The sequence below is a fragment of the Enterobacter sp. MGH 4 genome (assembly GCF_000534735.1).
Taxonomy (GTDB): Bacteria; Pseudomonadota; Gammaproteobacteria; order Enterobacterales; family Enterobacteriaceae; genus Enterobacter; species Enterobacter intestinihominis.
In genome coordinates this window covers 82,449-98,881 of the sequence record NZ_KI973298.1, presented here as the reverse complement: position 1 = coordinate 98,881, position 16,433 = coordinate 82,449, and the positions used below count along the sequence as shown (strand labels likewise).

Annotated in this window: 13 protein-coding genes; 8 read left to right on the top strand and 5 right to left on the bottom strand. The window is 56.9% G+C overall.

Annotation, left to right across the window (positions count from 1 at the left end):
- Nucleotides 1-39: 39 nt before the first annotated feature.
- The 4 genes from katG to metB all read right to left on the bottom strand — a co-directional run bounded on the left by katG (nt 40) and on the right by metB (nt 7,121).
- Entirely contained in the window at nt 40-2,220 is a 2,181-nt protein-coding gene (katG, locus tag L350_RS01265; RefSeq protein WP_023298895.1) for a catalase/peroxidase HPI, read from the bottom strand.
- 144 nt (nt 2,221-2,364) lie between these two features.
- Nucleotides 2,365-3,255: a methylenetetrahydrofolate reductase gene (gene metF, locus L350_RS01270; protein WP_022649792.1), complete on the bottom strand. Its 891-nt coding sequence runs from the start codon at nt 3,253-3,255 to the stop codon at nt 2,365-2,367.
- A gap of 270 nt (nt 3,256-3,525) precedes the next feature.
- Nucleotides 3,526-5,958: a bifunctional aspartate kinase/homoserine dehydrogenase II gene (locus tag L350_RS01275; protein ID WP_023298896.1), complete on the bottom strand. Its 2,433-nt coding sequence runs from the start codon at nt 5,956-5,958 to the stop codon at nt 3,526-3,528.
- Nucleotides 5,959-5,960: 2 nt separating this feature from the next.
- Complete coding sequence (gene metB / locus L350_RS01280; protein ID WP_017383102.1) at nt 5,961-7,121, bottom strand: cystathionine gamma-synthase; 1,161 nt, start codon at nt 7,119-7,121, stop codon at nt 5,961-5,963.
- Nucleotides 7,122-7,396: 275 nt separating this feature from the next.
- Here metB and metJ point away from each other — a divergent pair, with 275 nt between their 5' ends.
- Complete coding sequence (gene metJ, locus L350_RS01285; protein WP_006179183.1) at nt 7,397-7,714, top strand: met regulon transcriptional regulator MetJ; 318 nt, start codon at nt 7,397-7,399, stop codon at nt 7,712-7,714.
- Nucleotides 7,715-7,762: 48 nt separating this feature from the next.
- On the opposite strand, the gene rpmE is transcribed toward metJ, so the two are convergent.
- Nucleotides 7,763-7,975 (bottom strand): 50S ribosomal protein L31, encoded by a 213-nt coding sequence (rpmE, locus tag L350_RS01290; protein ID WP_003862040.1) that lies wholly within the window; start codon nt 7,973-7,975, stop codon nt 7,763-7,765.
- A gap of 200 nt (nt 7,976-8,175) precedes the next feature.
- Between rpmE and priA the strand changes: the two genes are divergently transcribed.
- From priA to rraA, 7 genes are all read left to right on the top strand, one after another.
- Complete coding sequence (gene priA, locus L350_RS01295) at nt 8,176-10,371, top strand: primosomal protein N' (RefSeq protein WP_032626955.1); 2,196 nt, start codon at nt 8,176-8,178, stop codon at nt 10,369-10,371.
- Nucleotides 10,372-10,490: 119 nt separating this feature from the next.
- Complete coding sequence (gene cytR / locus L350_RS01300; protein ID WP_022649794.1) at nt 10,491-11,516, top strand: DNA-binding transcriptional regulator CytR; 1,026 nt, start codon at nt 10,491-10,493, stop codon at nt 11,514-11,516.
- Between the two features lie 92 nt (nt 11,517-11,608).
- Nucleotides 11,609-12,577 (top strand): cell division protein FtsN, encoded by a 969-nt coding sequence (ftsN, locus tag L350_RS01305; RefSeq protein ID WP_017383099.1) that lies wholly within the window; start codon nt 11,609-11,611, stop codon nt 12,575-12,577.
- Between the two features lie 94 nt (nt 12,578-12,671).
- Nucleotides 12,672-13,202 carry an ATP-dependent protease subunit HslV gene (gene hslV / locus L350_RS01310; RefSeq protein WP_022649795.1) on the top strand — a complete coding sequence of 177 codons (531 nt, stop codon included), beginning with the start codon at nt 12,672-12,674 and terminating at the stop codon, nt 13,200-13,202.
- A gap of 9 nt (nt 13,203-13,211) precedes the next feature.
- Nucleotides 13,212-14,546: an HslU--HslV peptidase ATPase subunit gene (gene hslU, locus L350_RS01315; RefSeq protein ID WP_022649796.1), complete on the top strand. Its 1,335-nt coding sequence runs from the start codon at nt 13,212-13,214 to the stop codon at nt 14,544-14,546.
- 62 nt (nt 14,547-14,608) lie between these two features.
- On the top strand, nt 14,609-15,535 hold the full coding sequence (gene menA, locus L350_RS01320; RefSeq protein WP_115504208.1) for a 1,4-dihydroxy-2-naphthoate polyprenyltransferase: 927 nt from the start codon (nt 14,609-14,611) through the stop codon (nt 15,533-15,535).
- 92 nt (nt 15,536-15,627) lie between these two features.
- Complete coding sequence (gene rraA / locus L350_RS01325; protein WP_015569946.1) at nt 15,628-16,113, top strand: ribonuclease E activity regulator RraA; 486 nt, start codon at nt 15,628-15,630, stop codon at nt 16,111-16,113.
- Nucleotides 16,114-16,433: the final 320 nt, after the last annotated feature.

The window sequence follows — 16,433 nt, the reverse complement described above, 5'->3', positions numbered from 1 at the left end:
GTAGGCCGGGTAAGGCGTAGCCGCCACCCGGCACAATGGTTACTTCACGTCAAACCGATCCAAATCCATCACTCGCGCCCATGCGGCAACGAAGTCGCGGACGAACTTCTCTTGTGCATCGCTGCTGGCGTAAACCTCGGCCAGCGCGCGGAGGACAGCGTTGGAACCGAAGACCAGATCGGCGCGGGTGGCGGTATATTTCACTTCCCCGCTGGCGCGATCGCTACCGGCAAACAGCTCGTTTGAGTCGTCGGTCGCTTTCCACTGGGTGTTCATATCCAGCAGATTGACGAAGAAGTCGTTGCTCAGCACGCCCTCGCGGTTAGTAAACACGCCATTCTTGCTGCCATCGAAGTTTGCACCCAGTACGCGCAAACCGCCGATCAACACCGTCAGTTCCGGCGCGGTCAGGGTCAACTGCTGGGCTTTGTCGATCAGCAGCGACTCCGTGGTGGACACATCCACCTGTGCGCGATAGTTACGGAAACCGTCGGCAATCGGTTCGAGCAGGTTAAACATCTCGATATCCGTCTGATCCTGACGCGCATCCACACGACCTGGAGTGAACGGTACGTTGACGTAAACGCCTGCCGCTTTCGCCGCCTGCTCAACGCCCACGACACCCGCCAGCACAATGATATCGGCCAGTGACGCTTTGTTGGTGGTGCGCTGGATCGCTTCCAGAGCCGGTAATGCCCGTACCGCCGCGGCGTTAACGTCCCAGTCGCGCTGAGGTGCCAGCGCCAGACGCGCGCCGTTAGCGCCGCCACGCTTGTCGCCGCCGCGGAAGGTCGATGCCGACGCCCAGGCCACGGAAACCAGCTCGCTCACGGAGAGACCCGAGGCCGCGATTTCCGCTTTCAGGCTTTCAATATCTTCCTGCGTCGGATGGAACACCGGCTGAGGCAGCGGATCCTGCCAAATCAGATCTTCTTTCGGTACTTCCGGGCCGATGTACCGCGCTTTTGGCCCCATATCGCGGTGGGTCAGCTTGAACCACGCGCGCGCAAAGGCTTCGTTGAAGGCCTGCGGATCGTTCAGGAAACGACGGGAAATTTTCTCGAATTCCGGATCAAAACGCAGCGTCAGGTCGGTGACCAGCATGGTTGGCTTGCGTTTTTTCGACGGGTCGAACGGGTCAGGCATAATTTCCGGCGCATCCACGGCTTCAAACTGAATTGCGCCCGCCGGGCTACGCGTCTGCACCCATTCGTATTTGAACAGGTTCTCGAAGAAATAGTTGCTCCACTGGGTTGGGGTTTGAGACCAGATAACTTCCAGCCCGGAGGTGATGGCGTCAGCGCCAATACCGGTGCCGTGCGTGCTGGCCCAGCCCAGGCCCTGCGCTTCAATAGGCGACGCTTCAGGGTCAGTGCCCACGTGCGTGGCTTCGCCTGCACCGTGCGTTTTACCGAGCGTATGGCCGCCTGCAATAAGCGCAACGGTCTCTTCGTCATTCATGCCCATGTTGCCAAAGGTAGCGCGGATCGCCGCCGCCGCAGACAGCGGTTCACCACTGGCGTTTGGCCCTTCCGGGTTAACGTAAATCAGGCCCATTTCTGTGGCGGCCAGCGGGCGCTTCGCCAGCGCTTCCGGGTCACGGTGAGTCAGCCAGGCTTTTTCATCGCCCCAGTTCACGTCCAGATCCGGTTCCCAGACGTCTTCACGCCCAGCACCGAAACCAAAGGTGCGGAAGCCGGAGTTCTCCAGCGCCACGTTACCCGCGAGGATAAACAGGTCGGCCCAGGAGATTTTTTGTCCATATTTTTGCTTAATTGGCCACAGCAGACGGCGAGCCTTATCCAGGCTGACGTTGTCAGGCCAGGAGTTCAGCGGCGCAAAACGCTGCTGACCGCGACCGGCACCGCCGCGACCATCAACGGAGCGATAGGTACCCGCACCGTGCCAGGCCATACGGATAAACAGGCCCGCATAGCTGCCCCAGTCGGCAGGCCACCACGGTTGTGAGTCGGTTAACAGTGCTTTGAGATCGCCCTTAAGGGCGGAATAGTCGAGCTTACTGAATTCTTTGCGGTAGTCGAAGTCTTCACCCAGAGGGTTTGAACGGCTGGAGTGTTGATTAAGTAAATCGATGCGGAGTTGTTTAGGCCACCACTCTTTGCTGCCGGTACCTGCACCCGCGCTGTGATCGACGCCGCCCTGGTGGAACGGACATTTGCCGGCGGATGCCGCGTTATTGGTCTCGTCTGACATGCTCATCGCTATGCTCCCTTTACAGTGTTACCGTTACGATATACACCACTAGCGATAAGAGATAGTTGAATTAATCCACAGATTCGATAGCTAATACCTTTTAACTTTTTGTTCGAGTAAAAAACCCTCACTTTATGAGGGATTTTTACTTTATAACGCCGGGCGGACACCCAGCGTATGGCAAATGGCGTAACTCATCTCCGCGCGGTTAAGCGTATAGAAGTGGAAATCCTTCACCCCTTCACGGCTTAAAATCTTCACCATATCCATCGCGATATTGGCCCCCACCAGCTTGCGTGTTTCCGGGTCATCGTCCAAACCTTCGTACATTTTGGACATCCACAGCGGAATGCGCACGTTGGTCATATCCGCGAATTTCTTCGCCTGTTTGAAGTTCGAGACCGGCAGAATGCCAGGGATGATTTCGACATCAATACCCGCCGAGACGCAGCGGTCGCGAAAGCGTAAATAGCTTTCCACATCAAAGAAGAACTGAGTAATGGCGCGATTGGCACCTGCGTCCACCTTACGCTTCAGGTTAAGCAGATCCGCCTGGGCGCTTTTCGCTTCCGGGTGAACTTCCGGGTAAGCGGCAACGGAAATATCAAAGTCAGCAACGTCTTTCAGCAGGGCAACCAGATCGGTGGCGTACATGTCCGGCTTACCGCTCCCCGGCGGCAGGTCGCCGCGCAGGGCAACGATATGACGAATGCCGTTGTTCCAGTAGTCCTGAGCAATCGCGCGCAGTTCATCAGGAGTGGCGTCGATACAGGTGAGGTGCGGTGCCGCTTCCAGACCGGTTCGGTCTTTAATGCCCTTAATGATGCTGTGCGTGCGGTCACGCTCACCGGAGTTGGCGCCGTAGGTTACGGAGACGAACTTCGGCTTCAGGCTGCTCAGGCGATCGATAGAGCTCCACAGGGTTTGCTCCATTTCACTGGTGCGCGGCGGGAAAAATTCAAAAGAGACGTTAATCTGGCCGTTTACTTCGGCCAGGCTCTGATTCAGGGCTTCCCGCTGGTTGGCGTGAAAAAAGCTCATACCTTACCTCTATCTTTCGCGTGTCATTGTTTGTTGTGTTGTGAACTTCTATACGTTTAGACGTCCAGATGTAAAAATGACGGAAAAGCGGGATGACGTCAACAGAAATAATCAACATTAACGGTGAGGTTTGTTCAGGGAAGATGAAGGGCGTTCATGATGGGGGGTGAGAAGGCCCCTCACCCCAGCCCTCTCCCCAAAGGGGCGAGGGGGGAAAGACCGCACCGAGCAGTCCCCTCTCCCCTAAGGGGAGAGGGTTAGGGTGAGGGGTTACAGTAGCTTAGCCAGGCGATTAATGTCGGACTGAATGGCTCCGGCGGTCACATCGCGCCCCGCACCCGGGCCACGGATCACCAGCGGGTTATCGCGATACCAGCGGCTTTCGATGGCGAAGACGTTATCGCACGGCAGCAGCGCCGCCAGCGGATGTTCAGGACGTACCGCCTCCACGCCCACGCGCGCTTTACCGTTCGCCTCGAAGCGCGCCACGTAACGCAGCACCAGGCCCATCTCGTTTGCCGCTTCCAGACGTTGCACCATCTGCTCGTTCAGCTCGTCGCCGTTCTCAAAGAAGTGATCGACAGATCCTTCCTCGCAGCCCGCAGGCACCAGAGACTCAACGCGTACCTGACCCGGCTCAATGTCGTAGCCCGCTTCACGCGCCAGGATCACCAGCTTGCGCATCACGTCTTTACCGGCAAGGTCAACGCGCGGATCCGGCTCGGTTAAGCCCTGCTGCCACGCCTGATCCACCAGGTCGGTGAACGGCACGGTGCCGTCAAATTGCAGGAACAGCCAGGAGAGCGTGCCGGAGAAGATCCCGCTCAGCGCCAGAATGCTGTCGCCGCTATCAATCAGATCGCGCACGGTATGGTTAACCGGCAGACCTGCGCCAACGGTGGCGTTATACAGCCAGTGACGACCCGTTTTTTCGAACGCGTCGTGGATCTGGCGATATTTGTCAGTGCTGCTCGCGCCTGCCAGCTTGTTGGCGCTGATGACGTGGAACCCGTGGCTGGCAAAATCCAGATACTGATCGGCCAGTTGCTCGCTGGCGGTAACGTCCAGCACCACCAGATCGTCGTACGGGTGCGCGCGCATCCACAGGAACAGCGACTCTTCGTCCTGCTCAACCGCTTCATCGTTAAAGAAGGCCAGCGCCCGACTGGCGTCCAGCCCTTCGTAGTTCAACAGGCTGCGGCGGCTGTCCACCACGCCTGCCAGAATAAACTCAAATCCGGTACGCGCCGAAAGCGTCACCTGCTCGCGGGCGAACAGCTCCAGCCAGCGGGAACCGATGTTCCCTTTCCCGAACAGTACCAGGCCGATGCGTTTTTCCGCGCGGAACAGGGAGGTGTGCAGGCCCTGAATCAGGCTTTCGGTTGGCCCCTTGCGCAGCACGGCAACCAGGCTGATGCCCTCTTCCGACTGCCAGGTGAACTCCACCGGCTGCCCTTTCAGCTGCTGCCAGAAGCGGTGGCAGTGCAGCGGGTTACGGGTGACGCCCGCGCCCACCATTGCCACCAGCGCCAGTCCCTGACGCAGGCGAAGCTCGCCCGGCAGTCCCGCTTCATCCAGAATCTTCAGGGCGCTGTCCACCACTTCAGCGGTATAGCAGAACTGCAACAGCTGGCGATCGTTATGCACGCCAACGGCCAGCGGACGCACCTGGGCACGTTTCAGGATGGTGTCGATATCTTTGTGCGCCAGTTTGAAATCCTGGCCCGCAGGCACCTGGAACTCAATCAGGCAGATGTCATCGTGGCTGGTGACAATGCGCGCGCCCGTACCGGATGCCAGCACGCGCTCGATGCGAGTGGAACCCTGATCCGGCGTGTAGCTACAGCGTAGTTGCAGGTCGATGTCGCTGCCGGAAACCGGCTGTAGCGTGCGCGCGTGCAGCACTGGTGCCGCCAGACGCGCCAGTTCGCTCGCTTCGTCGAGACGCAGCAGCGGCAGCAGGCAGGCATCTTTTACTTTGCGTGGGTCCGCGCTGTAGACACCGGCCACGTCGCTCCAGATGGTGACGCGGGACACGCCTGCCAGGGCGCCAATCTGCGTTGCCGAGTAGTCAGAGCCGTTACGGCCCAGCAGTACGGTTTCACCTGCGTTGCTGCGACTGATAAAGCCGGTCACCACAATACGTTTACCCGGATGTTGCACCAGCAGCTGTTGCAGCAGCGGGTAGGACAACCCTTCGTCCACCTGCGGCTGTGCGGCGCGTTCGGCACGCAGGAAATCACGCGCGTCGAGCCAGGCGGCTTCCACGCCAAGATGTTGCAGCACGGCGGCCATCAGGCGTGCAGACCACACTTCACCATGGCCAACCACTTCCGCATACACCGCATCGGTAATGCCGCTGTCCAGCAGAGCTGCCAGACGCTCAAGGTCGTGAGTAAAGGCGCTTATCAGTCCGTCCGCCACGTCCGCAGGCAGCAAACCGGCAATCAGTTCACTCTGGTAACGACGTAAGGACTGTTGCACCTGATGCGCAGAGAGGCGATCGGTCTGGCTCAGTTTCAGCCAGCTAATCAGCTGGTTGGTGGTGCTGCCCGCCGCAGAGACAACCATCATGTCCCCCGGCTGTGAATACTCGGTCATGATCCCTGCGACACGCAGATAACATTTCACATCAGCAAGACTACTACCACCAAACTTGTGCAGCTGACGACCCTTCGCCCCTGCCTGCGCTATCACACTCATGATTACCCCTTGGCTGCGACCCGGAAGCCATTTTCCAGATCGGCAATTAAATCTTCAGAATCTTCAATACCGGTCGAGATACGCAGCAGCGTCTCGGAAATCCCGGCGGCGGCACGTGCTTCGGGTGCCATACCTGCGTGCGTCATGGTTGCGGCGTGGGAGATCAAGCTTTCAACTCCCCCTAAGGATTCCGCCAGCGTAAACAATGACAACCCGCTCAGGAAGCGACGCAGCGTTTGCTCGTCACCGTCCAGTTCAAAACTTAACATCGCGCCAAATCCTTTCTGTTGGCGCGCGGCAATCTCGTGCCCCTGGTTTTCCGGCAGCGACGGGTGATAAAGCTTCTTCACCAGCGGCTGGGTTTTCAGGAAATCCACGATCGCCTGGGCATTACGCTGCGCCACGTCCATACGCGGTGACAGGGTGCGGATACCACGCAGCAGCAAATAGCTGTCGAACGCGCCCGCGGTGACGCCAATGTTATTGGCCCACCATGCCAGTTCAGTGACAACATCAGGATCTTTGGCAATCACCACACCCGCTACCACGTCAGAATGGCCGTTCAGATATTTCGTGCATGAATGCAACACCAGATCGGCACCCAGTGCCAGTGGGTTCTGAAGGGCCGGACTGAGGAACGTATTATCCACTACACTTATCGCTCCCGCATCCCTTGCGAGCTGACAAATTTTCGCAATATCGACTACGCGCAACAATGGATTGCTTGGACTTTCCACCAGAACCAGCTTCGGCTGTTCGGCTAACGCCTGTTTCAGCGCCTGTTCGTCGTTTTGATCGACAAACAACACGCGGTAGCAGCCACGTTTCGCCAGGCTATCAAACAGACGATAGCTGCCGCCATAACAGTCGTGCGGCGCCACCAGCAGATCGCCAGGTTTCAGGAACACCGTAGTCACCAGGTGAATGGCAGACATGCCGGTATTGGTTAATACCGCACCCGCGCCGCCTTCCAGTTCCGCCAGCGCGCGCTGGGTAACGTCACGCGTAGGATTGCCGCGACGCGAGTAGTCATGCGCGCGAGGTTCATTAAATCCGGTGAAATTATAGGTGCTGGAGAGATGAATTGGCGGGACAACGCAGCCGTACTGCTCGTCATCATTCAATCCGCTACGCACTGCGATGGTGGCCTGTTTACGCGTCATGGTGAGGCTTCCTGGCGAATGAGGTGAAAAGTCAGGCACCAGAGTAAACATTGAAAGTATGGACGTCAATACATCTGGACATCTAAACTTCTTTGCGTATAGATTGAGCAATGCGCAAATAGCCGTTAAAATTATATGCTTTAGGACACGCTACAGCGGCAATATCCGTGCCTCGGTATCGTCTCTACGGTAAACTACGCAAGATTACGGTTCAAAACTGATGGTTACCGGTTTTGCACCTTTAGATTAATGACTGAGAGGATTAAAGGTATCTCATGGCTGAATGGAGCGGCGAATATATCAGCCCATACGCTGAGCACGGTAAGAAGAGTGAGCAAGTCAAGAAAATCACGGTGTCCATTCCTCTGAAGGTGTTGAAGATCCTCACCGATGAACGTACGCGTCGTCAGGTGAACAACCTGCGTCACGCCACCAATAGCGAACTGCTGTGCGAAGCGTTCCTGCATGCGTTTACCGGCCAACCGTTGCCGAACGATGACGATCTGCGCAAAGAGCGCAGTGACGAAATTCCAGAAGAGGCGAAGGTGATCATGCGTGAACTGGGTATCGACCCGGATACGTGGGAATACTGATAAGCGGATACAAAAAAGGCACCTTGCGGTGCCTTTTTTTCGGGAAACTTATTTAGCGCCCGGGATGCTGAAACGCTTGTTGAAGCGGTCAACACGGCCACCGGTTGCAACATCACGCTGCTTACCAGTGTAGAACGGGTGGCATTTGCCGCACACGTCCAGGTTCAGATCGTGACCCACGGTAGAGCGGATCTGGATAGAGTTACCGCAAGAGCAGTTTGCAGTAATCATTTCGTATTTCGGGTGAATATCTTTTTTCATGGGAGAACCTCAGTTAAGGCCGCGTCGCTCTTCCAGCCCTAACGCCAGACACCACGCGATGTTGAATGTAAGTTCTTTGGCGTAAAGTACACCAAAGGCGGAGAATCATACAGAATTTAACCAACGTATGCAAACTGATCCGCACGCCGCTTTCACTAATGTGTATACTAACGCGCCACTTTTCAAGTCAGGAAGATTCGATGCCCGTCGCTCACGTTGCCCTGCCCGTTCCGCTTCCCCGCACCTTTGACTACCTGCTGCCCGACAGCATGAGCGCCAAAGCGGGCTGTCGCGTGACCGTGCCGTTCGGTAAACAGCAGCGCGTGGGGATCGTCGTCTCCGTCAGCGATAAAAGCGAGCTGCCGCTTACCGAGCTGAAATCGATCGTTGAAGTGCTGGATGATGAACCTGTTTACTCTCAAAGCACCTGGCGACTGCTGTTGTGGGCGGCAGATTATTATCACCATCCTATTGGCGACGTATTGTTCCACGCCCTGCCGATTATGCTGCGTCAGGGTAAGCGCGCCAGCCATGCGCCAATGTGGTACTGGTTTGCCACCGAGCAGGGTCAGGCGGTCGACATTAACAGCCTGAAGCGCTCGCAAAAACAACAGCAGGCGTTGGCCGCGCTACGCCAGGGGAAAATCTGGCGCCATCAGGTCGACGAGCTCGAGGTGAGCGAAACCGCGTTGCAGGCATTAAGGAAGAAAGGGCTGAGCGAGCTGGCCAGCGAAGCACCTGCCCTTCACGACTGGCGCGACGGCTTTTCCGTCTCGGGCGATCGCCTGCGTCTGAATACCGAGCAGGCCACCGCCGTGGGCGCGATTCACAGCGCCGCCGATCGATTCTCCGCCTGGCTGCTGGCGGGCGTCACCGGCTCCGGTAAAACCGAAGTGTATCTGAGCGTACTGGAAAATGTGCTCGCACAGGGCAAACAGGCGCTGGTATTGGTGCCGGAAATCGGCCTGACGCCGCAAACCATCGCCCGTTTCCGTGAACGCTTTAATGCGCCCGTTGAGGTTCTGCACTCCGGCCTGAACGACAGCGAGCGCCTCAGCGCCTGGCTGAAAGCGAAAAACGGCGAAGCGGCGATTGTGATTGGCACCCGTTCCTCACTCTTTACGCCGTTTAAAAATCTCGGCGTTATCGTGATCGATGAAGAGCATGACAGCTCCTATAAACAGCAGGAAGGCTGGCGCTATCACGCCCGCGACTTAGCCGTGTACCGCGCCCACAGCGAGCAAATCCCCATTATTCTGGGGTCCGCCACCCCCGCGCTTGAAACGCTGCACAACGTTCGCCAGCGTAAATACCACATGCTGCGCCTGACGCGCCGCGCGGGAAATGCCCGTCCGGCCATTCAGCATGTGCTGGATCTGAAAGGCCAGCAGGTGCAGGCCGGGTTAGCGCCTGCGCTGATTAACCGCATGCGCCAACATTTGCAGGCGGGCAACCAGGTGATCCTGTTCCTGAACCGCCGCGGCTTCGCGCCTGCGTTGCTGTGCCACGACTGCGGCTGGATTGCCGAGTGCCCGCGCTGCGATCACTACTACACCTTCCACCAGGCTCAGCGCCATTTACGCTGCCACCACTGCGACAGCCAGCGTCCGGTACCCCGTCAGTGCCCGTCCTGCGGCTCAACGCACATCGTGCCGGTGGGTCTGGGGACGGAGCAGCTCGAACAGGCGCTGGCGCCGTTCTTCCCTGATGTGCCCATTTCGCGTATCGACAGGGACACCACCAGCCGCAAAGGGGCACTGGAGCAGCAGCTGGCGGAAGTGCATCGCGGCGGCGCGCGCATCCTGATTGGCACTCAAATGCTGGCGAAAGGGCATCACTTCCCGGACGTGACGCTGGTCGCCCTGCTGGACGTCGACGGCGCGCTGTTCTCCGCGGATTTTCGCTCCGCCGAGCGTTTCGCACAGCTTTATACCCAGGTTGCTGGTCGCGCCGGTCGAGCGGGTAAGCAGGGCGAAGTAGTGCTGCAAACGCACCATCCTGAGCACCCGCTGCTGCAAACGCTGCTGCACAAAGGCTATGACGCCTTCGCCGACCAGGCGCTGGCCGAACGTCAGACGATGCAGCTTCCTCCGTGGACCAGCCACGTCATCATCCGTGCGGAAGATCATAACAACCAGCAGGCGCCGCTATTCCTGCAACAGCTGAGAAATCTCCTGCAGGCCAGCCCACTGGTGGATAATCAGCTGTGGATTTTAGGCCCGGTACCCGCGCTCGCCCCGAAACGCGGCGGCCGTTTCCGCTGGCAACTCTTACTTCAGCACCCTTCGCGTATCCGTTTACAGCAGATCGTCAGCGGCACGCTGGCGCTGATTAATACCCTGCCGGAAGCGCGAAAAGTGAAGTGGGTTCTGGACGTCGATCCGATTGAAGGCTGAAGACGGATCGAAAAATTTAATGCGCCTCACACTTTTTATGAAAATTCTGTAACCGATTCCATTAACTATCTGTAAAAATGGTGCGGTCCGCAGTTCGGTGTTCAGGCGAGGAGAAGACGTTGAAGTCCAGGAAAGAGGTTGCCTCGGCGACCATGAAAGACGTTGCCGAGAAAGCACAAGTCTCAACAGCAACCGTGTCCCGCGCATTGATGAACCCTGACAAAGTCTCCCAGGCGACCCGAAACCGGGTTGAAAAGGCGGCGCTTGAGGTCGGTTATTTCCCGCAAGCCATGGGGCGCAACGTTAAACGCAACGAATCCCGCACCATCCTGGTGATCGTGCCGGACATCTGCGATCCCTTCTTCAGCGAAATCATCCGCGGCATTGAGGTCACGGCCGCCGCCCAGGGCTATCTGGTGCTGATTGGTGATTGTGCCCACCAGAACCAGCAGGAAAAAACGTTCATCGACCTGATCATCACCAAGCAGATTGATGGCATGCTGCTGCTTGGCTCACGCCTGCCGTTTGATGCCAGCATTGAAGAACAGCGCAATTTACCGCCAATGGTCATGGCGAACGAATTCGCGCCGGAGCTGGAGCTGCCGACCGTTCATATCGATAACCTCACCGCTGCGTTCAACGCCGTGAACTATCTTCAGGAGCTGGGGCATAAGCGTATCGGTTGTATTGCCGGACCAGAAGAGATGCCGCTGTGTCATTACCGGTTGCAGGGCTACGTTCAGGCGCTTCGCCGTACCGGGGCTGTTGTCGATCCGCACTACATTGCGCGCGGTGATTTCACCTTTGAAGCGGGCGGGCAGGCGCTGGAAAAATTGCTTGCCTTACCAGAACCGCCTACCGCGGTCTTCTGCCACAGCGACGTGATGGCGCTGGGGGCGTTATCCTACGCCAAACGTCACGGCCTGCGCGTGCCAAAGGACCTGTCGATAATCGGTTTTGATAATATTTCGCTTTCGGAGTTTTGCGATCCGCCGCTTTCGACTGTTTCGCAGCCGCGGTATGACATTGGCCGGGAAGCGATGCTGCTTTTGCTGGATCAGCTGCACGGTCAAACAGTTAGCAGTGGGTCACGACTACTGGATTGTGAGCTGATTGTGCGCGGCTCTACCCAGGCATTAACTTAAAGTAAATACCTTTCGACACCCTTATCTGGTCAAAGCCCCGTCGCTTAAGTAACATGGCGGGCTGACGAACGAATAAATACAGCGAAACGATAGTGGCACAACGAGATTATGTACGTCGCGGCCAGCCGGCACCTTCGCGACGCAAAAAGAGTAGTTCAAAAAGCAAGCAACGTAGCCTGTCTGCTGTCTCCCCAGCCATGGTCGCCATTGCTGCGGCTGTGCTGGTGGCCTTTATTGGCGGCCTCTACTTCATTACGCATCATAAAAAAGAAGAGTCTGAAGCCCTTCAGGGTAACAAGGTCGTCGGCAACGGCCTTCCTCCGAAGCCTGAAGAGCGCTGGCGCTACATTAAAGAGCTGGAAAGCCGCCAGCCTGGCGTACGTGCGCCTACCGAGCCTTCTGCCGGGGGTGAAGTGAAGAATGCCGATCAGCTGACGGACGAACAGCGCCAGTTGCTCGCTCAGATGCAGGCGGACATGCGCCAGCAGCCTACGCAACTGAACGAAGTACCGTGGAACGAACAAACCCCGGCGCAGCGTCAGCAAACGTTGCAGCGCCAGCGTCAGGCACAGCAGCAAACGCAACAGCAGCAGTGGACGCAGACGCAGCCGGTACAACAGCCGCGTACACAACCGCAGCAGCAGACGCGTACTGTACAAACGCAGCCTGTTCAGCAGCAGCCGAAAGCCCAGCCGCAGAAGCAAACAGCACAGCCGTATCAGGATCTGTTGCAGACGCCTGCACATACCACTGCGCAACAGCCAAAAACGCAGCAGGCTGCGCCGGTCACTAAAGAGACCGAGGCACCAAAGCAGACGGCTGAGAAAAAAGATGAACGCCGCTGGATGGTTCAGTGCGGTTCGTTTAAAGGCGCTGAGCAGGCAGAAACGGTGCGAGCTCAGCTGGCATTTGAAGGATTTGACTCACGCATTACCACCAATAACGGCTGGAATCGCGTGGTGATTGGACCGGTCAAAGGCAAAGAAAACGCAGACGGCACTATTTCCCGTTTGAAAGTGGCTGGCCACACAAACTGCATTCGACTCGCCTCCGGGGGTTGAAACCCCCAAAATCCCCCCCATCTATCATTTAATTCAGCCCTGAGCACAGGCTCAGGGCTTCTGTTTCCCGAATCTGTAACCAGGGGGTCTGCTCGTGACAACAATAGTAAGTGTACGCCGTAACGGCCAGGTGGTAATTGCCGGTGATGGCCAGGCCACGCTGGGTAATACCGTCATGAAAGGCAACGTGAAGAAAGTACGTCGTCTTTATAACGACAAAGTGATCGCCGGTTTCGCAGGCGGCACGGCTGATGCCTTCACGCTGTTTGAACTGTTTGAACGCAAACTGGAAATGCATCAGGGTCATCTGGTGAAAGCCGCCGTTGAGCTGGCAAAAGACTGGCGTACCGACCGCATGCTGCGCAAGCTCGAAGCACTGCTGGCCGTGGCTGACGAAAACGCCTCGCTGATCATCACCGGTAACGGCGACGTGGTTCAGCCTGAAAACGACCTGATTGCCATCGGCTCTGGCGGCCCGTACGCCCAGGCCGCAGCCCGTGCGCTGTTGGAAAATACCGACATGAACGCGCGCGATATCGCGGTGAAAGCGTTGGATATTGCAGGTGATATCTGCATCTATACCAACCACAATCACACCATCGAAGAATTGACCTCCAAAGCGTAAGGATCGCCCATGTCTGAAATGACCCCACGCGAAATTGTCAGCGAACTGAACAAACACATTATCGGCCAGGACAACGCCAAGCGCTCCGTGGCTATCGCACTACGTAACCGCTGGCGTCGCATGCAGCTCGACGAAGAGCTCCGCCACGAAGTGACACCAAAAAATATTCTGATGATCGGCCCGACCGGGGTGGGTAAAACCGAAATCGCTCGTCGTCTGGCCAAACTGGCTAACGCGCCGTTCATCAAAGTTGAAGCCACCAAGTTCACCGAAGTGGGCTATGTGGGTAAAGAAGTGGACTCCATCATCCGCGATCTGACCGATTCAGCGATTAAGATGGTGCGTGTCCAGGCGATTGAGAAAAACCGCTATCGCGCCGAAGAGATGGCCGAAGAGCGTATTCTCGACGTGCTGATCCCACCGGCAAAAAATAACTGGGGACAGGCTGAACAGCAGCCTGAACCTTCTGCTGCGCGTCAGGCATTCCGCAAAAAACTGCGCGAAGGCGAGCTGGACGACAAAGAGATTGAGATCGATCTCGCTGCCGCGCCAATGGGCGTGGAAATCATGGCCCCTCCGGGCATGGAAGAGATGACCAGCCAGTTGCAGTCCATGTTCCAGAACCTGGGCGGGCAGAAGCAGAAAGCGCGTAAGCTGAAAATCAAAGACGCGATGAAGCTGCTGATTGAAGAAGAAGCCGCGAAGCTGGTTAACCCGGAAGAGCTGAAACAGGACGCTATCGACGCGGTTGAGCAGCACGGTATCGTGTTTATCGACGAAATCGACAAAATCTGTAAGCGCGGCGGCAACAGCTCCGGCCCGGATGTTTCCCGCGAAGGCGTTCAGCGCGACCTGCTGCCGCTGGTGGAAGGTTGCACCGTCTCTACCAAGCACGGCATGGTGAAAACTGACCACATTCTGTTTATCGCGTCAGGTGCGTTTCAGGTTGCCAGCCCATCCGATCTCATTCCGGAACTGCAGGGTCGTCTGCCAATCCGCGTTGAGCTGCAGGCGCTGACCACTGAAGATTTCGAACGTATCCTGACTGAGCCAAACGCTTCTGTGACCGTACAGTACAAAGCGTTGATGGCGACCGAAGGCGTGAATATCGAGTTCACCGACGATGGGATCAAACGCATCGCTCAGGCCGCATGGCAGGTCAACGAAACCACCGAAAACATCGGTGCGCGTCGTCTGCACACCGTGCTGGAACGCCTGGTGGAAGATATCTCTTACGATGCGAGCGACCTTAACGGTCAAACCATTACCATTGACGCAGAGTATGTGGGCAAACACCTGGATGCGTTAGTGGCAGATGAAGATCTGAGCCGTTTTATTCTATAATCGCGTTCAATGCATTTTCATCACTGTTGATGGGGGCTATGGCCCCCATTTTTATTGGCTAAATAACTATGACTGATATCAGCCGTACGCAGGCGTGGCTCGAAAGTCTGCGTCCAAAAACGCTTCCTCTGGCTTTTGCCGCCATTATCGTCGGTACCGCACTTGCCTGGTGGCAGGGGCATTTCGATCCCCTGGTGGCTAGTCTGGCGCTTGTCACCGCCGGGCTACTGCAAATCCTCTCTAATCTCGCCAATGATTACGGCGATGCGGTAAAAGGCAGCGATAAACCTGATCGTATCGGGCCGCTGCGCGGGATGCAAAAAGGGGTAATTACCCAGGCACAGATGAAGCGGGCACTGATTATCACCGTGGTGTTGATTTGCCTGTCCGGCCTGGCGCTGGTGACGGTCGCCTCGAAAACCACCAGCGATTTCATTGGCTTCCTGGTGCTGGGCTTGCTCGCCATTATTGCAGCAATTACCTATACCGTCGGGACGCGTCCTTACGGGTATATTGGTCTGGGCGACATCTCCGTACTGGTGTTCTTCGGCTGGCTGAGCGTCATGGGAAGCTGGTACTTGCAGGCGCATACGGTGATCCCCGCCCTGTTCCTGCCCGCGACCGCCTGCGGTCTGCTGGCGACGGCGGTGCTGAATATCAATAACCTGCGCGACATCGACAGCGACCGTGAGAACGGTAAGAACACGCTGGCCGTGCGTCTGGGCCCGGTGAATGCCCGCCGCTATCACGCCTGCCTGCTCATCGGCGCGCTGGTCTGCCTGGCACTGTTCAATCTGATCTCTCTGCACAGCCTGTGGGGCTGGCTGTTTGTGCTCGCCGCACCGCTGCTGGTTAAGCAGGCCCGCTATGTCATGCGTGAACTCAGCCCGGCTGCCATGCCGCCGATGCTGGAGCGCACGGTAAAAGGCGCGTTGCTGACTAACCTGCTGTTCGTCATCGGGATTGTTTTAAGCCAGACGCTGAGTTAGCTGACAAATATCAATTAACAATTGATGATTTTGCCAACAAGGCATTTCGCACGATATACTGAACACATTCGCAGCAACAGAGCGTTAAACCTATGAAATACGATACCTCCGAGCTTTGTGACATCTACCAGGAAGATGTCAACGTCGTTGAACCCCTGTTCTCCAACTTTGGTGGACGGTCGTCGTTTGGCGGACAAATCATCACGGTGAAATGTTTCGAGGACAACGGGTTGCTGTACGATCTGCTCGAAGAGAACGGCCGTGGCCGCGTTCTGGTGGTCGACGGCGGCGGTTCCGTGCGCCGTGCATTGATTGATGCTGAACTGGCGGGAATTGCCGTCCAGAACGAGTGGGAAGGCATTGTGGTGTACGGCTCCGTGCGTCAGGTGGACGATCTCGAAGACCTGGATATCGGGATTCAGGCCATCGCGGCCATACCGGTAGGCGCAGCGGGCGACGGCATCGGCGAAAGCGACGTGCGCGTCAATTTCGGCGGCGTGACCTTCTTCTCGGGCGACCACCTTTATGCTGACAATACCGGCATTATCCTTTCCGAGGATGCGCTGGACATTGAGTAGTTAATCGGTAAGCGAGATGCATAAAAAAACCGCCAACAGCAATGTGGCGGTTTTTTTGTCCCTCGGGATTCGCGGTCCGTTGGGTGATATTGCAACCTTTAACCAGGATTTTTATCTTACCCTGATTCATTCCTCAGGTAACCCCTGTCGACCCTTTATGAATTCCTAATTATGTGTGGGAACCTTAACTCCGCAGCTGTTGCTCATTATGATGCTGTGTCCCTTTCCGCCATCTCGCAAATGGGCATCGGTCAAGGGAAAGGTGTATTCACCACCGTAAAGCAACCTTTAACCGGGCTTGTGTCCACCGACTTATCACC

Coding starts and splice junctions, on each gene's coding strand:
- katG (WP_023298895.1), bottom strand. CDS start 2,220: ATGAGCATGTCAGACGAGACCAATAACGCGGCATCCGCCGGCAAATGT.
- metF (WP_022649792.1), bottom strand. CDS start 3,255: ATGAGCTTTTTTCACGCCAACCAGCGGGAAGCCCTGAATCAGAGCCTG.
- L350_RS01275 (WP_023298896.1), bottom strand. CDS start 5,958: ATGAGTGTGATAGCGCAGGCAGGGGCGAAGGGTCGTCAGCTGCACAAG.
- metB (WP_017383102.1), bottom strand. CDS start 7,121: ATGACGCGTAAACAGGCCACCATCGCAGTGCGTAGCGGATTGAATGAT.
- metJ (WP_006179183.1), top strand. CDS start 7,397: ATGGCTGAATGGAGCGGCGAATATATCAGCCCATACGCTGAGCACGGT.
- rpmE (WP_003862040.1), bottom strand. CDS start 7,975: ATGAAAAAAGATATTCACCCGAAATACGAAATGATTACTGCAAACTGC.
- priA (WP_032626955.1), top strand. CDS start 8,176: ATGCCCGTCGCTCACGTTGCCCTGCCCGTTCCGCTTCCCCGCACCTTT.
- hslU (WP_022649796.1), top strand. CDS start 13,212: ATGTCTGAAATGACCCCACGCGAAATTGTCAGCGAACTGAACAAACAC.
- rraA (WP_015569946.1), top strand. CDS start 15,628: ATGAAATACGATACCTCCGAGCTTTGTGACATCTACCAGGAAGATGTC.